Origin of the sequence: uncultured Selenomonas sp., assembly GCA_905372355.1 — a bacterium.
Lineage (GTDB): Bacteria > Bacillota > Negativicutes > Selenomonadales > Selenomonadaceae > Selenomonas.
This window is the reverse complement of sequence record CAJPOT010000003.1, coordinates 76,881-95,215: the sequence shown is the minus strand read 5'-3', so window position 1 is coordinate 95,215 and position 18,335 is coordinate 76,881. Positions and strand designations below refer to the sequence as shown.

Annotated in this window: 19 protein-coding genes; all 19 read left to right on the top strand. The window is 58.7% G+C overall.

The annotated features are described in order from the left end of the window. Positions 1 to 12: 12 nt before the first annotated feature. The 19 genes from QZ177_RS02530 to fusA all read left to right on the top strand — a co-directional run bounded on the left by QZ177_RS02530 (position 13) and on the right by fusA (position 18,299). Positions 13 to 204 (top strand): hypothetical protein, encoded by a 192-nt coding sequence (locus QZ177_RS02530; RefSeq protein ID WP_006192211.1) that lies wholly within the window; start codon positions 13 to 15, stop codon positions 202 to 204. 52 nt (positions 205 to 256) lie between these two features. After that, positions 257 to 985: a pseudouridine synthase gene (locus QZ177_RS02525; protein WP_294175421.1), complete on the top strand. Its 729-nt coding sequence runs from the start codon at positions 257 to 259 to the stop codon at positions 983 to 985. Then, on the top strand, positions 982 to 2,244 hold the full coding sequence (locus QZ177_RS02520) for an NAD(P)/FAD-dependent oxidoreductase (protein ID WP_294175420.1): 1,263 nt from the start codon (positions 982 to 984) through the stop codon (positions 2,242 to 2,244). The genes QZ177_RS02525 and QZ177_RS02520 overlap by 4 nt, the downstream gene beginning before the upstream one ends. A gap of 27 nt (positions 2,245 to 2,271) precedes the next feature. Then, positions 2,272 to 3,588: a 3-phosphoshikimate 1-carboxyvinyltransferase gene (gene aroA / locus QZ177_RS02515; protein ID WP_294175419.1), complete on the top strand. Its 1,317-nt coding sequence runs from the start codon at positions 2,272 to 2,274 to the stop codon at positions 3,586 to 3,588. Then, on the top strand, positions 3,585 to 4,250 hold the full coding sequence (gene cmk / locus QZ177_RS02510; protein WP_294175418.1) for a (d)CMP kinase: 666 nt from the start codon (positions 3,585 to 3,587) through the stop codon (positions 4,248 to 4,250). Before aroA ends, cmk begins: the two co-directional genes overlap by 4 nt. Continuing rightward, positions 4,247 to 4,852, top strand: coding sequence for a lysophospholipid acyltransferase family protein (locus QZ177_RS02505; protein WP_294175417.1), 606 nt, complete (start codon positions 4,247 to 4,249; stop codon positions 4,850 to 4,852). Before cmk ends, QZ177_RS02505 begins: the two co-directional genes overlap by 4 nt. An 83-nt stretch (positions 4,853 to 4,935) precedes the next feature. Further along, positions 4,936 to 5,766 (top strand): 4-hydroxy-3-methylbut-2-enyl diphosphate reductase, encoded by an 831-nt coding sequence (gene ispH / locus QZ177_RS02500; RefSeq protein ID WP_294175416.1) that lies wholly within the window; start codon positions 4,936 to 4,938, stop codon positions 5,764 to 5,766. Continuing rightward, positions 5,763 to 6,884 (top strand): 30S ribosomal protein S1, encoded by a 1,122-nt coding sequence (gene rpsA / locus QZ177_RS02495; RefSeq protein ID WP_198003329.1) that lies wholly within the window; start codon positions 5,763 to 5,765, stop codon positions 6,882 to 6,884. Before ispH ends, rpsA begins: the two co-directional genes overlap by 4 nt. 110 nt (positions 6,885 to 6,994) lie before the next feature. After that, positions 6,995 to 8,407 carry a DUF512 domain-containing protein gene (locus QZ177_RS02490; protein ID WP_294175415.1) on the top strand — a complete coding sequence of 471 codons (1,413 nt, stop codon included), beginning with the start codon at positions 6,995 to 6,997 and terminating at the stop codon, positions 8,405 to 8,407. Beyond that, the gene (gene der / locus QZ177_RS02485; RefSeq protein ID WP_009646260.1) at positions 8,404 to 9,732 is read left to right on the top strand and encodes a ribosome biogenesis GTPase Der; all 1,329 of its coding nucleotides are present in this window, start codon (positions 8,404 to 8,406) and stop codon (positions 9,730 to 9,732) included. The genes QZ177_RS02490 and der overlap by 4 nt, the downstream gene beginning before the upstream one ends. Continuing rightward, positions 9,729 to 10,319 (top strand): glycerol-3-phosphate 1-O-acyltransferase PlsY, encoded by a 591-nt coding sequence (plsY, locus tag QZ177_RS02480; RefSeq protein WP_294175414.1) that lies wholly within the window; start codon positions 9,729 to 9,731, stop codon positions 10,317 to 10,319. The genes der and plsY overlap by 4 nt, the downstream gene beginning before the upstream one ends. Positions 10,320 to 10,430: 111 nt before the next feature. Next, positions 10,431 to 10,904, top strand: coding sequence for an ACT domain-containing protein (locus tag QZ177_RS02475; RefSeq protein WP_006192226.1), 474 nt, complete (start codon positions 10,431 to 10,433; stop codon positions 10,902 to 10,904). Positions 10,905 to 10,918: 14 nt separating this feature from the next. Next, the gene (locus tag QZ177_RS02470; RefSeq protein ID WP_294175413.1) at positions 10,919 to 12,223 is read left to right on the top strand and encodes a homoserine dehydrogenase; all 1,305 of its coding nucleotides are present in this window, start codon (positions 10,919 to 10,921) and stop codon (positions 12,221 to 12,223) included. After that, a complete protein-coding gene (gene thrB / locus QZ177_RS02465; RefSeq protein WP_294175412.1) occupies positions 12,217 to 13,140 on the top strand; it encodes a homoserine kinase in 924 nt (307 codons plus the stop codon). Before QZ177_RS02470 ends, thrB begins: the two co-directional genes overlap by 7 nt. Positions 13,141 to 13,174: 34 nt before the next feature. Then, positions 13,175 to 14,401, top strand: coding sequence for an HD domain-containing protein (locus QZ177_RS02460; protein ID WP_294175411.1), 1,227 nt, complete (start codon positions 13,175 to 13,177; stop codon positions 14,399 to 14,401). Positions 14,402 to 14,543: 142 nt separating this feature from the next. Next, positions 14,544 to 15,083, top strand: a complete 540-nt coding sequence (locus QZ177_RS02455; RefSeq protein ID WP_006192234.1) for a gamma carbonic anhydrase family protein — start codon at positions 14,544 to 14,546, stop codon at positions 15,081 to 15,083. Between the two features lie 14 nt (positions 15,084 to 15,097). After that, positions 15,098 to 15,517 (top strand): nucleoside-diphosphate kinase, encoded by a 420-nt coding sequence (gene ndk / locus QZ177_RS02450; RefSeq protein WP_013740821.1) that lies wholly within the window; start codon positions 15,098 to 15,100, stop codon positions 15,515 to 15,517. Between the two features lie 51 nt (positions 15,518 to 15,568). Then, positions 15,569 to 16,069 (top strand): cob(I)yrinic acid a,c-diamide adenosyltransferase, encoded by a 501-nt coding sequence (locus QZ177_RS02445; protein WP_265071793.1) that lies wholly within the window; start codon positions 15,569 to 15,571, stop codon positions 16,067 to 16,069. Positions 16,070 to 16,220: 151 nt separating this feature from the next. Further along, positions 16,221 to 18,299, top strand: a complete 2,079-nt coding sequence (gene fusA, locus QZ177_RS02440) for an elongation factor G (RefSeq protein ID WP_294175410.1) — start codon at positions 16,221 to 16,223, stop codon at positions 18,297 to 18,299. Positions 18,300 to 18,335 lie beyond the last annotated feature (36 nt).

Below are 18,335 nucleotides of genomic sequence, written 5' to 3'. Positions count from 1 at the left end.
GAGGAAATTTTCATGTGGACATCGATCTTTGTGGCTGCAACAAAGGGGCAGGCGGAGAAGATCTGCGAAAGGCTGGAGGCGGAAGGCATATTGACGGATCGGAAATCCGTCGGCAGCCAGCGCAAGGCGAACTTCGAGATACGCGTCCTCGCCTCGGAAGTGGAAGAGGCGCGCGACATCGTCTGCAATATGGCGAATCTCTGAGCGCGGTGTGCGTCGGATGCGTCTAATAAGAGTTTACGGGTAAGGGTGAAGTATGGAAGAACGATTGCAAAAAATCATCAGCCGCGCGGGCGTGGCGTCACGCCGCAAGGCGGAGGAGCTCATTGCGGCGGGGCGCGTGACAGTGGACGGCGCGGTGGTGCGTGAGCCGGGAACGAAGGCGGACGCGGCGACCGCATGTATTGCGGTGGACGGCGAGCCGCTTCCCGCAGAGGAGCGTCTCGTCTATTTCTTGCTGAACAAGCCCAAGGGCTGCGTCTCGACCGTTTCCGACGAGCGCGGCAGGTGCACGGTGCTCGACCTTCTGCCCGTGAAGGACGTGCGCGTCTATCCGGTGGGAAGGCTCGACCAGAATACGGAAGGGCTGCTCCTCCTTACGAATGACGGTACACTGACGCAGGCTCTTCTTCATCCGCGCTTTCTCGTGCACAAGACGTACCGTGCGAAGGTGGCGGGCGACCTTACGCCAGAAGCCCTGAAGAAGCTCCGAGGCGGCATCGAACTGGCAGACGGCATGACGGCGCCGGCGGAGGTGCGCGTCTACGGCGTGACGGAAAAGGGGCTCAGTGACGTCGAGGTCACGCTGCACGAGGGCAGGAATCGGCAGGTGCGTCGCATGTTCGAGGCCGTGGGGTGCGACGTGCGCGCCCTGAAGCGCACGCGTTTTGCGCAGCTCACGCTGGACGGCGTCAAGCGCGGCGCTTCGCGTCCTCTGACGAAGGCGGAGGTCGAGGCGCTCTATCGCCTCGCAGAAGAACGATGAGTGCGCGGCGCGTCCTCGTTGTCGGCGCAGGCCCGGCTGGCTTCATGGCGGCGGCCAAGGCGGCGGAAGCAGGCGCTTCCGTGCTCCTTTTGGAGAAAATGAAGCAGCCCGGCCGCAAGATGATGATTACGGGCAAGGGGCGCTGCAATATCACGAATGTCGCGCCCGTCGCAGAGATCGTCAAGAATATCCCGGGCAACGGCTCGTTTCTCTACAGCGCCCTGCACGCTTTTGACAATGAGGATGTGCGGGAATTTTTCCGAGAACTTGGTGTGGAGACGAAAGTGGAGCGCGGCGGGCGTGTCTTTCCCGTCAGTGACCGCGCCGCCGATGCGGTCGAGGCACTCGTCCGGCACCTTCATGAGTTTGGCGTGAAGATCGAGACGGAGGCGCGCGTCGCTGAGATTCTCGTGGAAGAGGGACATGCGGCGGGCGTCGTGCTCGCGAGCGGCGCGAAGATGCGTGCCGACGCTGTCGTTCTGGCGGTGGGCGGCGCGTCATACCCGGGCACAGGATCGTCGGGCGACGGCTATGCAATGGCGCGCGCGTTGGGGCATACGATCACGGATGTCTTGCCGTCGCTCGTGCCGCTTGTCACGGAGGAGGACTGGGTCAAGGAGGCGCAGGGGCTGTCCCTGCGCAACGTGCGCGTGACGCTTCTCGCCGACGGCAGGAGAATCGGCGAGGAATTCGGCGAGATGATGTTCACGCACTTCGGCGTGACAGGGCCCATCGTTCTGTCTTTGAGCCGCATGGCGGCGCAGGCGCTTGCGGCGGGGAAATTCGTGGAGCTTGTACTCGACTTGAAGCCCGCCCTGACGCCTGAAGTCTTTGCGGCGCGAGTGCAGCGCGACTTTGAAAAATACCGGAACAAGGCGCTGAAGAATGGCATGCGCGATCTTTTGCCCGGGAAACTCATCGCGCCCGTGCTCGATGCGGCGTATTTGTCTCCCGAAAAGCCCGTGCACGACTTGCGTCGCGAAGAGCGCATGAGAATCTCCGAGGTGATCAAGCATCTCGTGCTCACGATTGAGAAGACGCGGCCTCTCGCCGAGGCCATCGTGACGGCGGGCGGCGTTTCGACGAAGGAGATCGATCCCAAGACGATGGAATCAAAGCTTGTGCCGGGGCTTTATTTTGCCGGCGAGGTCGTCGATGTCGACGGTTTCACGGGCGGATACAACTTGCAGGCGGCGTTTTCCATGGGGGCGGCAGCGGGACGCTGGAGCGCCGCCCGTGTGGGACAGGCAGAAGTTTGAAAGCATGATTTTGAGGGGAAGATGTATATGGCTGAAGGAAGAGAAATCCGTCCGGCAAAGAGAGGACTGACGGGGAAGATCCGCGTGCCTGGAGACAAGTCCGTTTCACATCGCAGCGTGATGTTTTCTGCCATAGCGAAAGGAAAGGTGCACGTCCGAAACTTCCTCGAAGCGGCGGACTGCCTTTCGACAGCGGCGTGCATGAGGGCGCTCGGCGCAGGCGTCGAGCGACAGGCGGACGGCGCCCTCCTCGTCACGGGCGTCGGCCTGCATGGCTTGAAAGAGCCGCAGGGCATCCTCGATGCGGGAAATTCCGGCACGACGCTGCGTCTTCTGTTGGGGATTCTCGCGGGGCAGCCGTTCTTCTCGGCGCTCTCGGGCGATGCGTCGCTCTCGCGCCGTCCCATGGGGCGCGTCGTCGAGCCGCTCACGCGCATGGGCGCGACGATCCGAGGGCGCGGTGCGGATCGCTTCCTGCCGCTCGCCGTACTGCCGCATGAGGGATCGCTTCGTGCGATGGACTACGAGAGTCCCGTCGCGAGTGCGCAGGTGAAGTCGGCGGTGCTTCTTGCGGGTCTTTATGCGGAAAGAGAGACTTGTCTGACGGAGCCGGCGCTTTCGCGCGACCATACGGAACGCATGCTCAGCGCCTTCGGTGCAAGGATTGAGCGCGAGGGGACGAAGGTGACGATCGAGCCGGCCGACGAACTATTTGCGCCCGAAGAGATCCGTGTACCTGGCGACATCAGCTCTGCCGCGTACTGGCTCGTTGCAGCGTCTCTGATTGAGGGCAGCGACATCATCCTGCAGGATGTTGGCGTCAATCCGACACGCACGGGCATTCTCGATGTATTGTCCGACATGGGTGCGAACATCACGATCGACAACGAGCGTGAGAGCGGCGGCGAGGCGCTTGCTGACATCCGCGTGCGGGCGGCGTCGCTTCGTGGTACATCGTTTGGCGGCGAGATCATTCCGCGCCTCATTGACGAGATCCCAATCCTTGCCGTCGCGGCGCTTTTCGCAGACGGCGACACCGTGATTTCGGGTGCGGCGGAACTGCGCGTCAAGGAGACCGACCGGCTTGCAGCGGTGACGACGGAGCTCAATCGCCTCGCCCCAGGTGCTGTCGAGGCGAAGGAGGACGGCATGGTCATCCATGGCGGGCGCATGCTTTCGCCCGCTTCCTGCCGCACCTACGACGATCATCGCATGGCGATGTCGCTCGCCGTGGCAGGCGCCGCAGGAGTGGGCGTGACGCTCGATGCGCCATCTTGCGTCAATATCTCATATCCGTCTTTTTATCAGACGTTGGATGGACTTGTGCAACAGGGGGAAAGATGATGGCAAAGAAACTCGTGGTGGCGATCGACGGGCCGGCGGGTGCGGGCAAGAGCACGGTAGCTCAGCTCGCGGCGAAGGAACTGGGCTACACTTACATCGACACGGGCGCGATGTACCGTGCCGTTGCGTGGAAGGCACTCAAGGCCGGAGAGCCTCTGACGGATGAGAAGATTCTCACAGCTGTCGCCGACATCGTGGTCAGTCTGCGCTATGATGGGAAGCGGACGCAGGTTTTCGTCGACGGTGAAGAGGTTACGAGCGAAATCCGCACGCCTGCGGTCAGCGCCGTCGTATCGCAAGTGGCGCGCTTGGGTCCCGTGCGCGAGAAGATGGTCGAGCAGCAAAGGCTCATGGCAGACGCGGGCGGCGTGCTCATGGATGGCAGGGACATCGCCACGCATGTTCTGCCGAACGCTGACGTGAAGATTTTCCTCACGGCCTCCTTGGCGGAGCGTGCAAAACGCCGCTGGAAGGAGATGCAGGAAAAGGGCTACGACATGACGCTCGCAGAGCTTGAAGCGGACATCGCACGGCGCGACAAGGCGGACAGCGAGCGCGAGATCTCGCCGCTCGTGCAGGCGCCGGATGCAGACCTGCTCGATACGACAGGCATGGATATCGCCGCTGTCGTGCGTGCTATCGTAGAAAGGTGCGGCAAATGATTTACGCTCTGTTGAAAATCAGTTTTGCCATGTTCTTTTCCCTTGTTTTTCGTGCCAAGATTGAGGGTAGAGAAAACATGCCGAAAGAAGGGCCTGTGATCTTGGCGGCGAATCACATGAGCAACTGGGATCCGCCGCTCTTGGCGACATTTCTTGCGCGCCCCGTCAGCTACATGGCGAAGCAGGAACTTTTCTTCAATTTCATCGCGGATTATATCTTAAGGAGCTGTCATTCGTTTCCCGTAAAGCGCGGTGCAGCAGACCGGGGCGCGATCAAGGCGGCTCTCGCCGAACTCAAGAAAGGACACTGTCTCGGTGTTTTTCCGCAGGGAACACGCAGCCGCCATGGGGAGAGGAAGAAGGCGGAACCGGGCGTCGCGCTGCTCGCGGCCATGGCAAAAGCTCCCGTCGTGCCGGCCGCTATCATCGGCACCGATCATGTTTTTGCCAATGGCGGCTTCCTGCCGAAGCTTCGCGTCATTTATGGAAAACCCTTGATTTTTCAAGGAGAAAAGCAGGATAAGCAGGCGCTGCAGGATTTTTCGCAAAAAATAATGGATGAAATTTACGCAATGATAAAAAATGATAGCATAAGCGATTGATTTTATGCTATAATATAAAATAGATTGCAGAAATGGGGAGAAACTGCCTTTCTGCGATACATTGGATATTTGGTGGTAGATATATGGAAGTATTTCTGGCAGAATCCCTTGGCTTCTGCTATGGCGTGAAGCGTGCGATCAAACTTGCGCGTGAACAAGCCGCACCCGACGGGACTTCCTGTACGCTCGGTCCCATCATCCACAATCCTCAGATGGTTTCGCGTCTGGCGGAGGAAGGCGTCGGCATGGTCAATGCCTTGCCCGAGTTGGAGAAGGGGACGGTCATCATACGCTCGCACGGGGTTGGCCCCCTCGTCTATGATGAAGCGAAGGAGCGCGGGCTTTCTCTCGTCGATGCGACGTGTCCGCATGTGAAGAAGGCACAGTCCACGGCGCATGAGCTTTTTCAAGAAGGGTATTCTGTCGTTATCGTAGGGGAGAAGCTTCATCCGGAGGTCAGGAGCATCTTCGAATGGGCAGGCGGCGATGCCGTCATCGTGGATTCCGTCGAAGGAGCCGAAGCCGTCGCACCATGTGCGCGCTTGGGCATCGTCGCGCAGACGACGTTTTCCGGTGCGAAGTTCAAGGAAATCGTGTTCAGTCTGCTGGACAAGTCGAACGACGTTCGCATCGTCCGCACGATCTGCACGGCTACGGATCAGCGTCAGGAGGCGGCGGTCAAGCTTGCGCGGCAAGTGGATCTGATGCTCGTCATCGGCGGCAAGAACAGTGCGAACACGACGCGCCTCGCGCAGTTGTGCGCCAAGGAATGCCAAACCTATCATATCGAAACTGCGGCGGAGCTGCAGGACGAATGGTTTGATAAAATCAAAAAAATTGGTATTACAGCTGGGGCTTCAACTCCGGACTGGATTATCAAGGAGGTATATCAAAAGTGCAAGAACAGGACATGAAGAGTTTGCTTGAGGCTGAAGAGGAGTCCATGCAGGAGGTAAGGGAACATGATGTCGTAAAGGCTACGGTCGTCGCTGTCGACGATGGTCAGGCTTATGTCAACATTGCTGGCCTCAAGGCGGACATTCCCATCTCGAAGAGGGAGCTTGCCTCACCTGAGCCGGATTCCGCCAAGGATGTCGTGAAGGTCGACGACGAGATCGAGGTCTTTGTCGTGAGCCTCGGCGGTGAGAATGGCGCTACGGTTTCCAAGGTGCGTGCTGACCGCATGGTCGCATGGAAGGAGATCGAGGCGCTGAAAGAAGAAGGAAAGACTGTGCAGGCGCAGGTCACGCAGGTCGTCAAGGGTGGTCTCGTTGCATCCGTCAACGGTCTGCGAGGCTTCATTCCCGCGTCGCAGATGGAGCTTCACTTCGTCAAGGATCTTTCCATCTATGTCGGCCAGACGGTGGAAGCTCTGCCGATCGAGATCGACATCCGCAAGCAGCGTCTCGTTCTTTCGCGCCGCAGCCTCCTGGAGGAAGAGCGCGAGAAGAAGCAGGAAGAGGTCTTCTCGAAGCTTGAAGTCGGGCAGATCATCCGCGGTACGGTCAAGCGTCTCGTCGAGTACGGCGCCTTCATCGACATCGGTGGCGTCGACGGCCTTGCGCATATTTCGGATCTCGCATGGCATCGCGTGAAGCAGCCGTCCGACGTTCTTTCCGTCGGCGATGAGGTCGACGTCTATGTGAAGAACTTCGATCCCGAGACGAAGCGTATCTCGCTTTCCGTCAAGGACACGATGCGCGATCCGTGGCTCGACAAGGCGGAGCGTTATGCAGAGGGAACGCACATCAAGGGCAAGATCATCAAGCTCACGGATTTCGGCGCCTTCATGGAGATCGAGCCGGGCTTCGATGGCCTGATTCCGATGGGCGAGCTTGCCGACCGCCGCATTGCGCGTGCCGATGAGGCTGTGCAGCTCGGCGACATCGTGAAGGTCAAGATCCTGCACATCGACATGAAGCGCAAACGCATTTCGCTCTCCATCACGAGGGCGCAACGTGATGCCGAGGTTTCGGACGTTTCCTACTACAAGGATGAGCCTGTCACCCACGAAGAGGGCGGCGAGGACTGAAGGATCAAGCCTCATAGCTGAATAAGTAAGAAGTCGGGGAGTGATGAATATTCATCACTCCCTTATTCATCAGAGCGGGGTATGTCCCCGGGGAAAGTCAGAGGAACAGCATGTTGTCAGGGGAAATCATACGCGTAGCGCCGGGGAGTCTGGCAGAAGAATTGGAACTTGCGGTGGGAGATAAGATCCTTGCCGTCAACGGGCAGGAACTGCGCGACATCATCGATCTGAGCTTTGCTTTCGCCGAAGAGGAGATCGAGCTTCTCGTCGAACATGCAGACGGTGAGCAGGAATTGCTTGCTTTCGACAAGGACTATGATGAAGAACTTGGCGCAGAGTTCGCTTCCGCCGTTTTCGATGGCATACGCTCGTGCGGCAATCATTGCTACTTTTGCTTCGTCGATCAGGTGCCGCCTGGCATGAGAAAGAGCCTGTCGGTCAAGGATGACGATTATCGCATGTCTTTTCTCTATGGCAATTTCGTCACGCTGACGAATATGCGCGAGAAGGATTTTCAGCGGATCGAACGCTATCACTTGTCGCCGCTCTTTGTTTCCGTCCATACGATGAATCCCGATCTGCGCGCCGCCATGCTCAACACGCGGCGGGCGGCTGAGATCGCGAACCATCTCGACCGCTTGGAGGCGGCGGATGTCGAGTACCATACGCAGGTTGTGCTTTGCCCGGGACTCAACGATGGCGGGGAGCTTGACCGCACGGTGGAGGAATTGATGGCCAGGCGGCCGCACGCGCTGTCGCTCGCCATCGTGCCCGTCGGGCTCACGCGCTTTCGCGAGGGATGCTACCCGCTGCAGATGTTCGATCGTGAGGGAGCGGCCGCCGTCATTCACCAGATTGAGGTTTGGCAGCGGCGTGCGCGAGAGGAAACGGGCAAGAGTTTCGTCTACCTCGGTGATGAATTCTACTTTCTCGCAGGGCTTCCCGTGCCGCCCGTGGAGGAATACGACGGTTTTCCACAGCTCGACAATGGCATTGGGCTTGCGCGAAGCTTCATCGAGGAGTGGAAGAACACCTTGCAGAAGCTGCCTGCGCCCGAGGGATATGAAGAGCCGCTGCATCTCGTGATCCTCTCGGGCACATCGGTTGTACATCTCTTTGAAAAGCTCATGGCGGAGCTTTCCGTGCCCGGACTCCATATCGATTGTCTTGGCGTGGAAAACGATTACTTTGGCAGGACAGTCAATGTTTCGGGACTTCTGACGGGTGAGGATATGCTCCGCGCTCTTGACACTTTGCCCGTTGTGCCGCACGGCGTCATCGTGCCTGAATGCGCCTTGCGCACGGGTGAGAACGTTCTGCTCGACGATATGACGCTCGATGCATTTCGCAGCGCCGTGCCGCACCTTCGCGTTGAGACGGCGCAGGGCGGCGGCGATCTCGCGCGCGCCCTTCTTGATTGGGAGCATTATCGAGGGGCGTCGGATGATGAGGCTTCGTATATGTGGCAGAGCAACGCAGCGTATACGAAACCGAGGAAAGAGGAAAAGGAGAGGATGGAATGAGCAAGCCGATCGTAGCGATCGTGGGACGTCCGAACGTGGGCAAGTCCACGCTCTTCAATAAATTGGGCAGGAAACGCGTGTCCATCGTCGATGATCTGCCGGGCGTCACGCGCGACCGCATCTACCTTGATGCTGAATGGCTCGGCAAGGAATTTACGATGATCGATACGGGAGGCATCGAACTCGATACGAGCGATGCCATCCTGCGCTCGATGCGTCAGCAGGCGCAGATCGCCATGGAGGAGGCGGACGTCATCCTCTTTCTCGTCGACGGCCGTGCGGGTCTGACGCTTGCCGATGAGGAAGTCGGCAAGATGTTGCGCACGACGAAGAAGCCCGTGCTCTTGGCCGTGAACAAGATTGATTCGCCCAAGCAGGAGGCGGACGTCTACGAGTTCTACAACCTCGGCCTTGGCGATCCCGTGCCGATTTCTGCTACGAACGCCATGAACCTCGGCGATCTGCTCGATGCTCTCGTGGCGCTCTTTCCCGAAGGAGCAGAGGAAGAGAAAGAGTCGGATGAGATCAGCATCGCCGTCATCGGCCGTCCGAACGTCGGCAAGTCCTCGCTCGTCAATGCACTCTTGGGTGAGGAGCGCGTCATTGTCAGCGACGTTGCGGGCACGACGCGCGACGCCATCGACACGCACTTTATGGCGGAGGACACGAAGTTCATCCTCATCGACACGGCGGGCATGCGCCGCAAGGGAAAGATCGATGCGCCGATCGAGCGCTACAGCGTCATGCGAGCGCTTCGCGCCGTTGATCGCGCCGACGTCGTGCTCGTCGTGCTCGACGCCACGGCGGGCATCACCGAGCAGGACAAGAAGATCGCGGGCTATGCCCATGAATCGGGCAAGGCGGTCGTGCTCATCGTGAACAAGTGGGACATCTACGAAAACAAGGATGAAAAGTCTACGCTGCGCTTCACGGATGAACTCCGCATAGAACTCGGCTTCCTGCAGTACGCGCCCGTCCTTTATACTTCGGCACTCACGCACCAACGCGTTGCGCGCGTCACCGATCTCGTCAAGTATGTGGCGGATCAGGCATCGATGCGCGTCAAGACGAGCATCCTGAATGACCTCGTGCGTGACATGATCGCCGTGAATCCGCCGCCTGCTCACAAGGGCAAGCAGCTCAAGATTCGCTACATGACGCAGGCGGACATCCGCCCGCCGAAGTTTATCGTTTTTGTGAACGAGCCTGAGCTCATGCACTTCTCGTATCTGCGCTACATTGAGAACAAGCTGCGCGAGAGCTTCGGCTTCGAGGGGACGCCGCTGCGCCTCATCGTGCGCGGCAGGGAGGAGGAAGAGATATGACGCTTTTCGCCTGCATCATCGCCTACCTTCTGGGTTCTGTGCCGAACGGTCTGCTTCTTTGCCGCGCCATCTGGCATATCGACATCCGCGAATATGGCAGCCGCAACATCGGCGCGACGAATGTTTACCGCACGCTGGGCAAGGGGCCGGGAGCGCTCGTCTTCGCGCTCGATTTCCTCAAGGGATTCCTCGCCGTCTATATCGCCATGCTTCTCGTCGGCACGCCGCTTTCCATGGTCTTGGGCGGCATCGCCGCTATTCTCGGACACTCTGCGTCCGTCTTTTTGCGCTTCAAGGGAGGCAAGGGCGTCGCTACGGGGCTGGGCGTCATAGCGATGCTCATGCCGGCGGTGACGGGCGTCGTCTTCTTCGCGTGGCTTGCCATCGTGTTCGTCACGCGCTACGTTTCGCTCGGCTCCATCGTCGGCGCGGCGCTCGTGCCCGTGCTCGCATTCTTCTTCGGCTGCCCAACGGAATACACGGTCTTCGGCGTCCTCGCCGCCGTTCTCGTCATCGTGCGTCACCATACGAACATCACGCGCCTCTTGAATGGCACGGAGAGCAAGATCAAGGCGGGGCATCGTTGAGAGGGAGTATTTGAGAATTCTTTTCTCGCAAAATGTCTATAGGGACTGTACAATAGTGTTGGACAATGGTATAATTCCAAGCGTGGAATTTATGCGGCAGGAGGAATTTTTATGCCAAGAGAACGCAAAGAAAACACGGAACAGAAGGCGCAGAGTGGATTCTTCCTCGTGCAGGAGCAGATCTTGCCCGAGGCGATCAAGAAGACAATCCGCGTGAAGGAGATGCTCAAGCGCGGCGACGCACGCACGATCAACGAGGCGGTCGACAGTATGGGATTGAGCCGCAGCGCTTATTACAAGTACAAGGATTATGTCTTTCCTTTCTATGAAGCGAGCCGCAACAAGATCATCTCGCTGACGCTCCTCTTGGAACATAAGAAGGGCGTCCTTTCGAGCGTGCTCAATACGATCTCGGCGGATTCGGGCAGCGTTCTAACGATCAATCAGGGCATCCCCCTGCAGGGTGTGGCGAATGCGACGGTTTCCATTGAGACGGCGAACCTCTCGGTGGATCTTGAAGCGCTTCTCGACAAGCTGCGCATGGTGGACGGCGTGAAGCGTCTCGAAGTCCTCGGACAGGCATGATGAAAGGTGAAGAGATGAAAGAGATCAAGATCGGCATGCTGGGCTTCGGCACGGTCGGCACGGGCGTCGTGCGCGTGCTTCGCGAGAACGAGCGCGAGATCAAGGCGAAGGCGGGCGTGAAGCTCACGCTGAAGTCCGTGCTCGTGCGCGATGCGAAGAAAGAGCGCCCCTATATGGAGGGGCTGCATCTGACCGAGAATGTGGATGAAATCCTAAACGATGAGGAAATCGACATCGTCATCGAACTTCTTGGCGGCATCCATCCGGCGCGCGAGTACATGTTGGTCGCGATGGAGAAGGGCAAGAACGTCGTGACGGCAAATAAGGACGTCGTGGCGCAGTTCGGCAAGGACATGTTCGAGGCGATGGAAAAATACGGCGTGGACTTCCACTTTGAAGCGAGCGTCGGCGGCGGCATCCCCATCGTCATGCCGCTGAAACAGTGCCTGACAGCGAACCGCGTCACAGAAATCATGGGCATCATCAACGGCACGACGAACTACATGCTCTCGCAGATGGCGGAGAACGGCTCAGACTACGACAGCGTGCTCAAGGAGGCTCAGGCGAAGGGCTATGCCGAGGCGAATCCTGCGGCTGACGTCGAGGGTCTCGACGCAGCGCGCAAGATTGCAATCCTCGCGTCCATCGCATTCAATACGCGCATCCGCTTCGAGGATGTCTCCGTCGAGGGAATCACGAAGGTCACGCCCGAGGACATTGAGTACGCAAAGGCTCTCGGCTATGTCGTGAAGCTTTTGGCCATCGGGCGCGACTGCGGAGAGGCGGGCATCGATGTGCGCGTGCATCCCGTATTCCTGCCGAAGGCGCATCCGCTCGCCTCCGTCAACGACGTCTACAACGCGATCTTCGTGCGCGGCAACGCCATCGGCGAGGCGATGTTCTACGGACGCGGTGCAGGCTCTTTGCCGACGGCTTCAGCCGTCGTCGCCGATGTCATCGACATCGCGCGCGATATGCAGCTCGATACGTTCGGGCGACTGCACTGCACGTGCTATGCGCACAAATCGCTTTGCCCCGTGGAGGAAACGAAAGCGTCCTACTATGTGCGCCTTCTTGTCGATGATGAGCCGGGCGTTCTCGCTGCCATCGCGATGGCATTCGGCAACCACAAGGTCAGTCTGAAATCCGTCATTCAGACGAGACGATATAAGGAGCGTGCGGAAATCGTTGCGGTTACGCATGTCGTCAAGCATAGAAAGATGCAGGAGGCGGCGGCGGATCTTGAGAAGCTTGCTGTCGTCAGTGAGATCCGCAGCATCATCCGCGTGGAAAATCCGCAGGAGGACGGCGCATGCTGAATCGAACGATCCGCGTTCGCGTGCCGGGTACGAGTGCGAACTGCGGGCCTGGCTTCGACGCCATAGGGGTCGCCTGTACGATCTATAACGATCTGGAGCTTACGCTGAAAGGGGAAGAGGGGCTCGTCATCGAAATCGAGGGAGAGGGTGCGGCCAATATCCCCGCTGATGAGCGCAACATTGTCCTTCGCGCCATTCGCACGATCTTGAAGCGCGCGCACCGGGAAGATGAGGTCAAGGGCTTCCATATCCGCATGACGAACCACATCCCCTTATCGCGAGGTCTTGGCAGCAGTGCGGCGGCGATCGTTGCAGGACTCAAGGCGGCGAACGCCCTCTTAGGCAACCGCTTTTCCAGGCGCGAGCTCCTGCAGATGGCGACGAACATCGAAGGTCATCCCGACAATGTGGCGCCCGCCATTTTTGGCGGTTTCACGATCAGCGTCGTCACACGCGGCAGAGTCGAATGCTTCTCCCTGATGCCTCGCATGCCGCTGAAGCTCGTCGTCGCCGTGCCGGAGTTTCCACTTTCGACGCGGCTTGCCAGAAGCGTTCTGCCCGAGCAGGTGAAGATGAAGGACGCCGTCTTCAACCTCAGCCGTGCGGCGCTCCTTGTCGCTGCATTGACGAAGGGGCAGCCGCGTTTTTTGCGCAACGCCTTCGCCGATGCCCTGCACCAGCCGTACAGAGAAAAGCTCATCCCCGGCATGAAGGACGTCTTTCGTGCCGCATGCCGGGCAGGCGCGCTCGGTGCAAGCCTCAGCGGCGCGGGGCCGTGTCTCATCGCCTATACGCTGGAGAATGAAGAGGCGGTGGGACAGGCGATGGTTGAAGCCTTTCAAGAGCATGAAATCGAGGCACACGCACTGCAGCTTTCTCTTGATGCGCATGGTGCGAGAATTTTGAAACATCGCTGACGCAGAAAAGGCGTCGAAGGTGAAGGAGTCGTGTATGCGTGAGGAGGAGTTCGTCAAGGCAGTGGAAGGGGCGGGCGGTACGGTCTACCTCGTCGGCGGCTGGGTGCGCGATCATCTTAGAGGCGCGAAGCCGCGGGATAAGGACTTCGTCATCACAGGGCTGGAGAGGGAGGTTTTCGCAAAGCTTTTCCCTGCAGCCTCCCTCATCGGTCACGCCTTTCCTGTCTATCTCGTGGAAATCGACGGCGTACGGTCGGAAGTTTCCTTCGCGCGTCGTGAGAGGAAGTCGGGGCATGGCTATCGCGGCTTTGCCGTAGATTTTGGGGCGGAAGTCACGATCGAAGACGATCTCTTTCGCCGCGATACGCGCATCAACAGCATGGCTTATCGCCTGCCCGCGATGGAACTCATCGATCCCTACGGTGGACGGGGCGACCTTGCGCATCGCTTGATTCGCGCGACGTCGCATCATTTTTCCGAAGACCCCGTGCGGGCTCTTCGTGCAGCGCGTCAAGCGGCGGAACTGGGATTTGTCATCGACGATGGCACGCGGACGCTGATGGCGGATTGTGCTGCAGAGCTTGGGGAAGAACCGACAGAGCGCATCGTGCACGAGCTTTCGCGTGCGCTTGCCGCGCCGCAGCCCTCGCTTTTTTTTGAAGCTCTTGCGCACGCGAGCCTCTTGGAATCGGTGTTCCCGGAAATCTTTGCCCTGAAGGGAAAGACGCAGCCGCCGGAATATCATCCCGAGGGCGACGCCTACTGCCATACGATGCAGATCGTCGATGTCGTAGCGCGAAAGACGCAGACGATCGAAGCGCGCTTTGCCGCTCTCGTGCACGACATCGGCAAAGGGAAGACTCCCGAGGAAATGCTGCCGCATCATTACGGGCACGAGCAGCGCGGACTCCTTGTACTCGATGCGTGGAACAAGCGCATGACCTTGCCGAAAGCGTGGCTTATGGCGGCGCGCTTCGTCATCAAGGAGCACATGCGTGCACCGCTTTTGAAAAAGACGGGAAAGATTGCCGATCTTTTGCTTGCGATCGAAAAATCGGGGCTTTCCTTCGCCGATTTTCGTCGTATCATCTGCGCCGACCATGGCACTTTGCCGTACTATCTGGTGCATGGGGAAGAGCTGTTGCGGAAAATGCTTCAAGTGCGCGGTACGGAGGCGCCGCCCGAACTTCGCGGCGCGGACGTGGGGAAATGGCTGCGTGAAGAAAGGGTGCGACGCTTGGCGCAGCTGCTTCCAATATGAGGTCTGCTATGAAGTGCGCTTTTGAAATGGATTTGTCTGAGGTCTGAGTCGGCATGAATGCGGGCGTCTCCTTTACAAGCGCGAAAAAATTCCTTATAATAGTTCTGTCCGATAAGGGAAGAAGGAAAAGGGAGGGGTTCGCATGGCAGTCATCCTGCCTTACAAAGGCAAAGTGCCGAAGATCGACCCGACGGCGCTCATTGCACCGAACGCTACGATCGTCGGCGATGTGACGATCATGGAAGGGGCGAACATCTGGTTCAATGTGGTCATCCGCGGTGATCTGCAGCCCGTCGTCATCGGCAGGTACACGAACGTTCAGGACAATGCGACGATCCATGTCATGGGCGATGCGCCGACGATTGTCGGCGATTATGTGACGATCGGCCATAACACGCTGATCCACTGCAGCAAGATTGGCAACAACTGTCTGATCGGCATGGGATCCACCTTGCTCGGCTACACGGAGATCGGTGAAAATACGATCATCGGGGCAGCGACGCTTCTGACGCAGCACAAGAAGATTCCGCACGATTCCCTGGTCTACGGCAATCCTTCGCGCATCATCCGTGCGCTGCGCGAGGACGAGGTCGAGGCGGTTCATGCCTCGGCGATGAACTACTGCAAGCTGGCCCGAGTCTATCGGGAGGAGCGCGAAGCGCGGGAACATCAAGGGAAGTAAAAGGAGATATGAAGATGCAGGAAAAGACTTTGGTACTCATCAAGCCGGACGCTTTCGAGAAGCAGCACACGGGCGACATCATCGCCATCTATGAAAAGGCGGGACTCAAGATTCTCGCGATGAAGCTCATGCAGATGACGCCGCGCGTGGCGCAGAAACACTACGCCGAGCATATCGGACGTCCCTACTATGCGGAGCTTGAAGAATTCATGACGTCTGCACCGCTCGTTGCCATGGTGCTCGCAGGTGATGACGCTATCGCACGCGTGCGCGAAATCAATGGCAAGACGAATCCGGCGGAGGCCGCCGAAGGAACGGTTCGCAAGCTCTACGCCGAAAGCGTTGGCAAGAACGCCGTCCACGCTTCCGATAGCCCTGAGAGCGCGGCGCGCGAAATCGCCATTTTCTTCAGCGCGATCGAAGTTCTCGACTGATATTTCCTGCCGCATGATTTCTGAAAGTTTGACAGCATTGAGGTGAAAGAGATGGGCGTTTATACGAAGACAGGTGACAAGGGGCAGACGAGCCTATATACGGGCGAGCGCGTCGATAAGGATGCGCTGCGCGTCGAGACGTACGGTTCGGTTGATGAAGCGGGATCGGCGCTCGCCATGGCGCGCGCTTTTGCGACAAAGGAAGCGGTGCGGGAAAAGGTTCTCGTGCTGCTCAAAAAGCTGCCGCTTCTCATGGCCGATATCGCGAGTCTTGGTGAAAAGCCGATGATTACGCGCGAGGATTCGGAAATGATGGAGAAGGACATCGATGCCATCGATGCGAAGCTGCCGAAGCTCGCGCACTTCCTCATCCCCGGCGATACGCAGGCGGGCGCGATGCTCGATCTTGCACGCACGTCCGTGCGCCGCGCTGAGAGACGCTTCTGCGCCTTGGCGAAAGAGGCCGATCTCCATGAGGAAGACCGCGTCTTTCTCAACCGCCTCTCCGATTACTGCTTCATGCTGATGCGCTTGGAGGAAGCGGAAGATTGAGCAGAGGAACGTGAAGGAAGAAGAGATGCCGCCATCAGGCAAGGGTCGCTTGATGGCGGTATTTTTTTGGAAAATTATCTCGCTGTAAAAAGCAGGATATATCTCATTTTCAGAGAATAAAGAAAACATAAAATAACGAGGAGTTGATCAAATGAAAGAGTACGCAAGCACGAATATCCGCAATATTGCCCTTGTCGGGCACGGCAAGTCGGGGAAGACGAGCATCGCGGAGGATTGCCTTTTCAATACGGGGGCGATCAAGAGGCGCGGCAGCATCGCCGACGGGACGATGGCTTCGGACTATGAGCCGGAAGAGACGCGGCGCGAGCTTAGCATACAGACCTCGCTGCTCGCCTGTGAATGGCTCGATCATAAGCTCAATATCCTTGATACGCCGGGCTATCCGGACTTCGTCGGCGAGGTGAAAAGCGCCTTGCAGGCGGCGGACAGCGCTCTCGTCGTCATCTCGGCCGTCTCGGGCATCGAGGTGGAGACGGAGAAAGTCTGGCGCTATGCGGAAGCGCTGGATTTGCCGCGCGCCTTCTTCGTCAATAAGATCGATCGCGAGCACGCCGACTTCCAAAGCGTCGTCAATGAGCTGCGCCTGCGCTTCGGTACGGGCGTCGTGCCGATCCAGCTGCCTGTCGGCAAGGAAGCGGCTTTTCAGGGCGTCGTCGATCTCCTCGCCATGACGGTTCGCATCAAGGAGCGCGACAAGAACAACTGCGTGGCGCTCGATGAGATTCCCGAATATATGAGGGACGAAGTGGAAGAGGCGCGGCAGACGCTCATCGAGGGTGTTGCTGAAATAAACAATAATCTTCTCGAAAAATACATCGAGGGCGAGACACTCGATGAGCGCGAGGTGGCAGAGGCTCTGATCGAGGGCATCGAGACGGGTAAGATTTTTCCCGTGCTCTGCGGCTCGGCTTCCTTGAATGTCGGCATGCACGCGCTCCTCAACGATATGGTCGAGTATTTGCCGGCGCCGACGGATCGAACGGTCGTGGGAACGCTGCCCGGTGGCGAGGAATTGGCGGAGCGCACGCCCGGCGACCCCTTTTCCGCGCAGGTTTTTAAGACAATCGTCGATCCGTTTGTTGGACGCTTGAGCTTCATCCGTATCTTTTCGGGCGAGATGAAGAGTGACGCCTCGTATTGGAATATCTCGACGCAGCAGATGGAGCGCGTGAGCACGCTTTACACGATGCAGGGGAAGAAGCAAATCGCTGTTGCCAAGGCGCATGGCGGCGACATCGTCGTCGCGGCGAAGCTGCAGAATACGCGCACCTCGGATACGCTCGTGGCGAAGGAAGCGCCGCTCTCCTACGATGCCATCGAATTCCCCATGCCGATGCTTGCACAGGCCGTTTATGTAAAGAAGAAGGGCGAGGAGGATAAGGTTTTTGCGGCGCTTGCCAAGGAGTGTGAGGAAGATCCGAGCCTCAAGCTCGAAAAGGATGCGGAGACGAAGGAGACTTTGATTCGCGGCATCGGCGAGGTTCACCTTGAGGTCCTACAGGAGAGGATGAAGCGCAAGTTCGGCATCGAGGCGATATTTGCCGAGCCGCGCATCGCCTATCGCGAGACGATAAGGAAGAGCGTCAAGGCGGAAGGCAAGCACAAGAAGCAGAGCGGCGGACACGGCCAGTACGGTCACGTCATGCTGGAGATTTCGCCGCGCGATGCGGGCACGGGCAACGAGTTCACGGAGAACATCTTCGGCGGCAGCGTGCCGCGCCAATATGTGCCCGCTGTGGAGAAGGGGACAGCGGAGACGCTTGCTGCCGGCATCCTCGCAGGCTACCCCGTCGTCGATGTGCGGGTAAACCTCTACGACGGTTCGTACCATACGGTCGATTCGTCGGAAGTCGCCTTCAAGACGGCGACGGCAATCGCCCTCAGAAAGGGCATTATGGAGGCTGCGCCTGTACTCCTTGAACCGATTTACGAGATGTGCGTCCAGGCGCCCGAATATTATATGGGCGACGTCATGGGGCAGCTCAATGCGAAGCGCGCGCGCATCCTCGGCATGGAGATGATCAGCAAGGATACGAGCGAGGTGCGCGCGCAGGTGCCGCTCGCCGCGCTGCACAAGTACGCGACGGAACTGCGCTCCCTGACGCAGGGACGCGGCACCTATACGCTGCGCTTCTGCCACTATGAGGAAGTGCCGGAGAAGACGGCGCGTCAACTCATCGAAGCGGCAAGGGAGCGAAAGGAAAAGTAAGGAAAAAATCTTGTTGACAAACCGAAGCGATGTTGC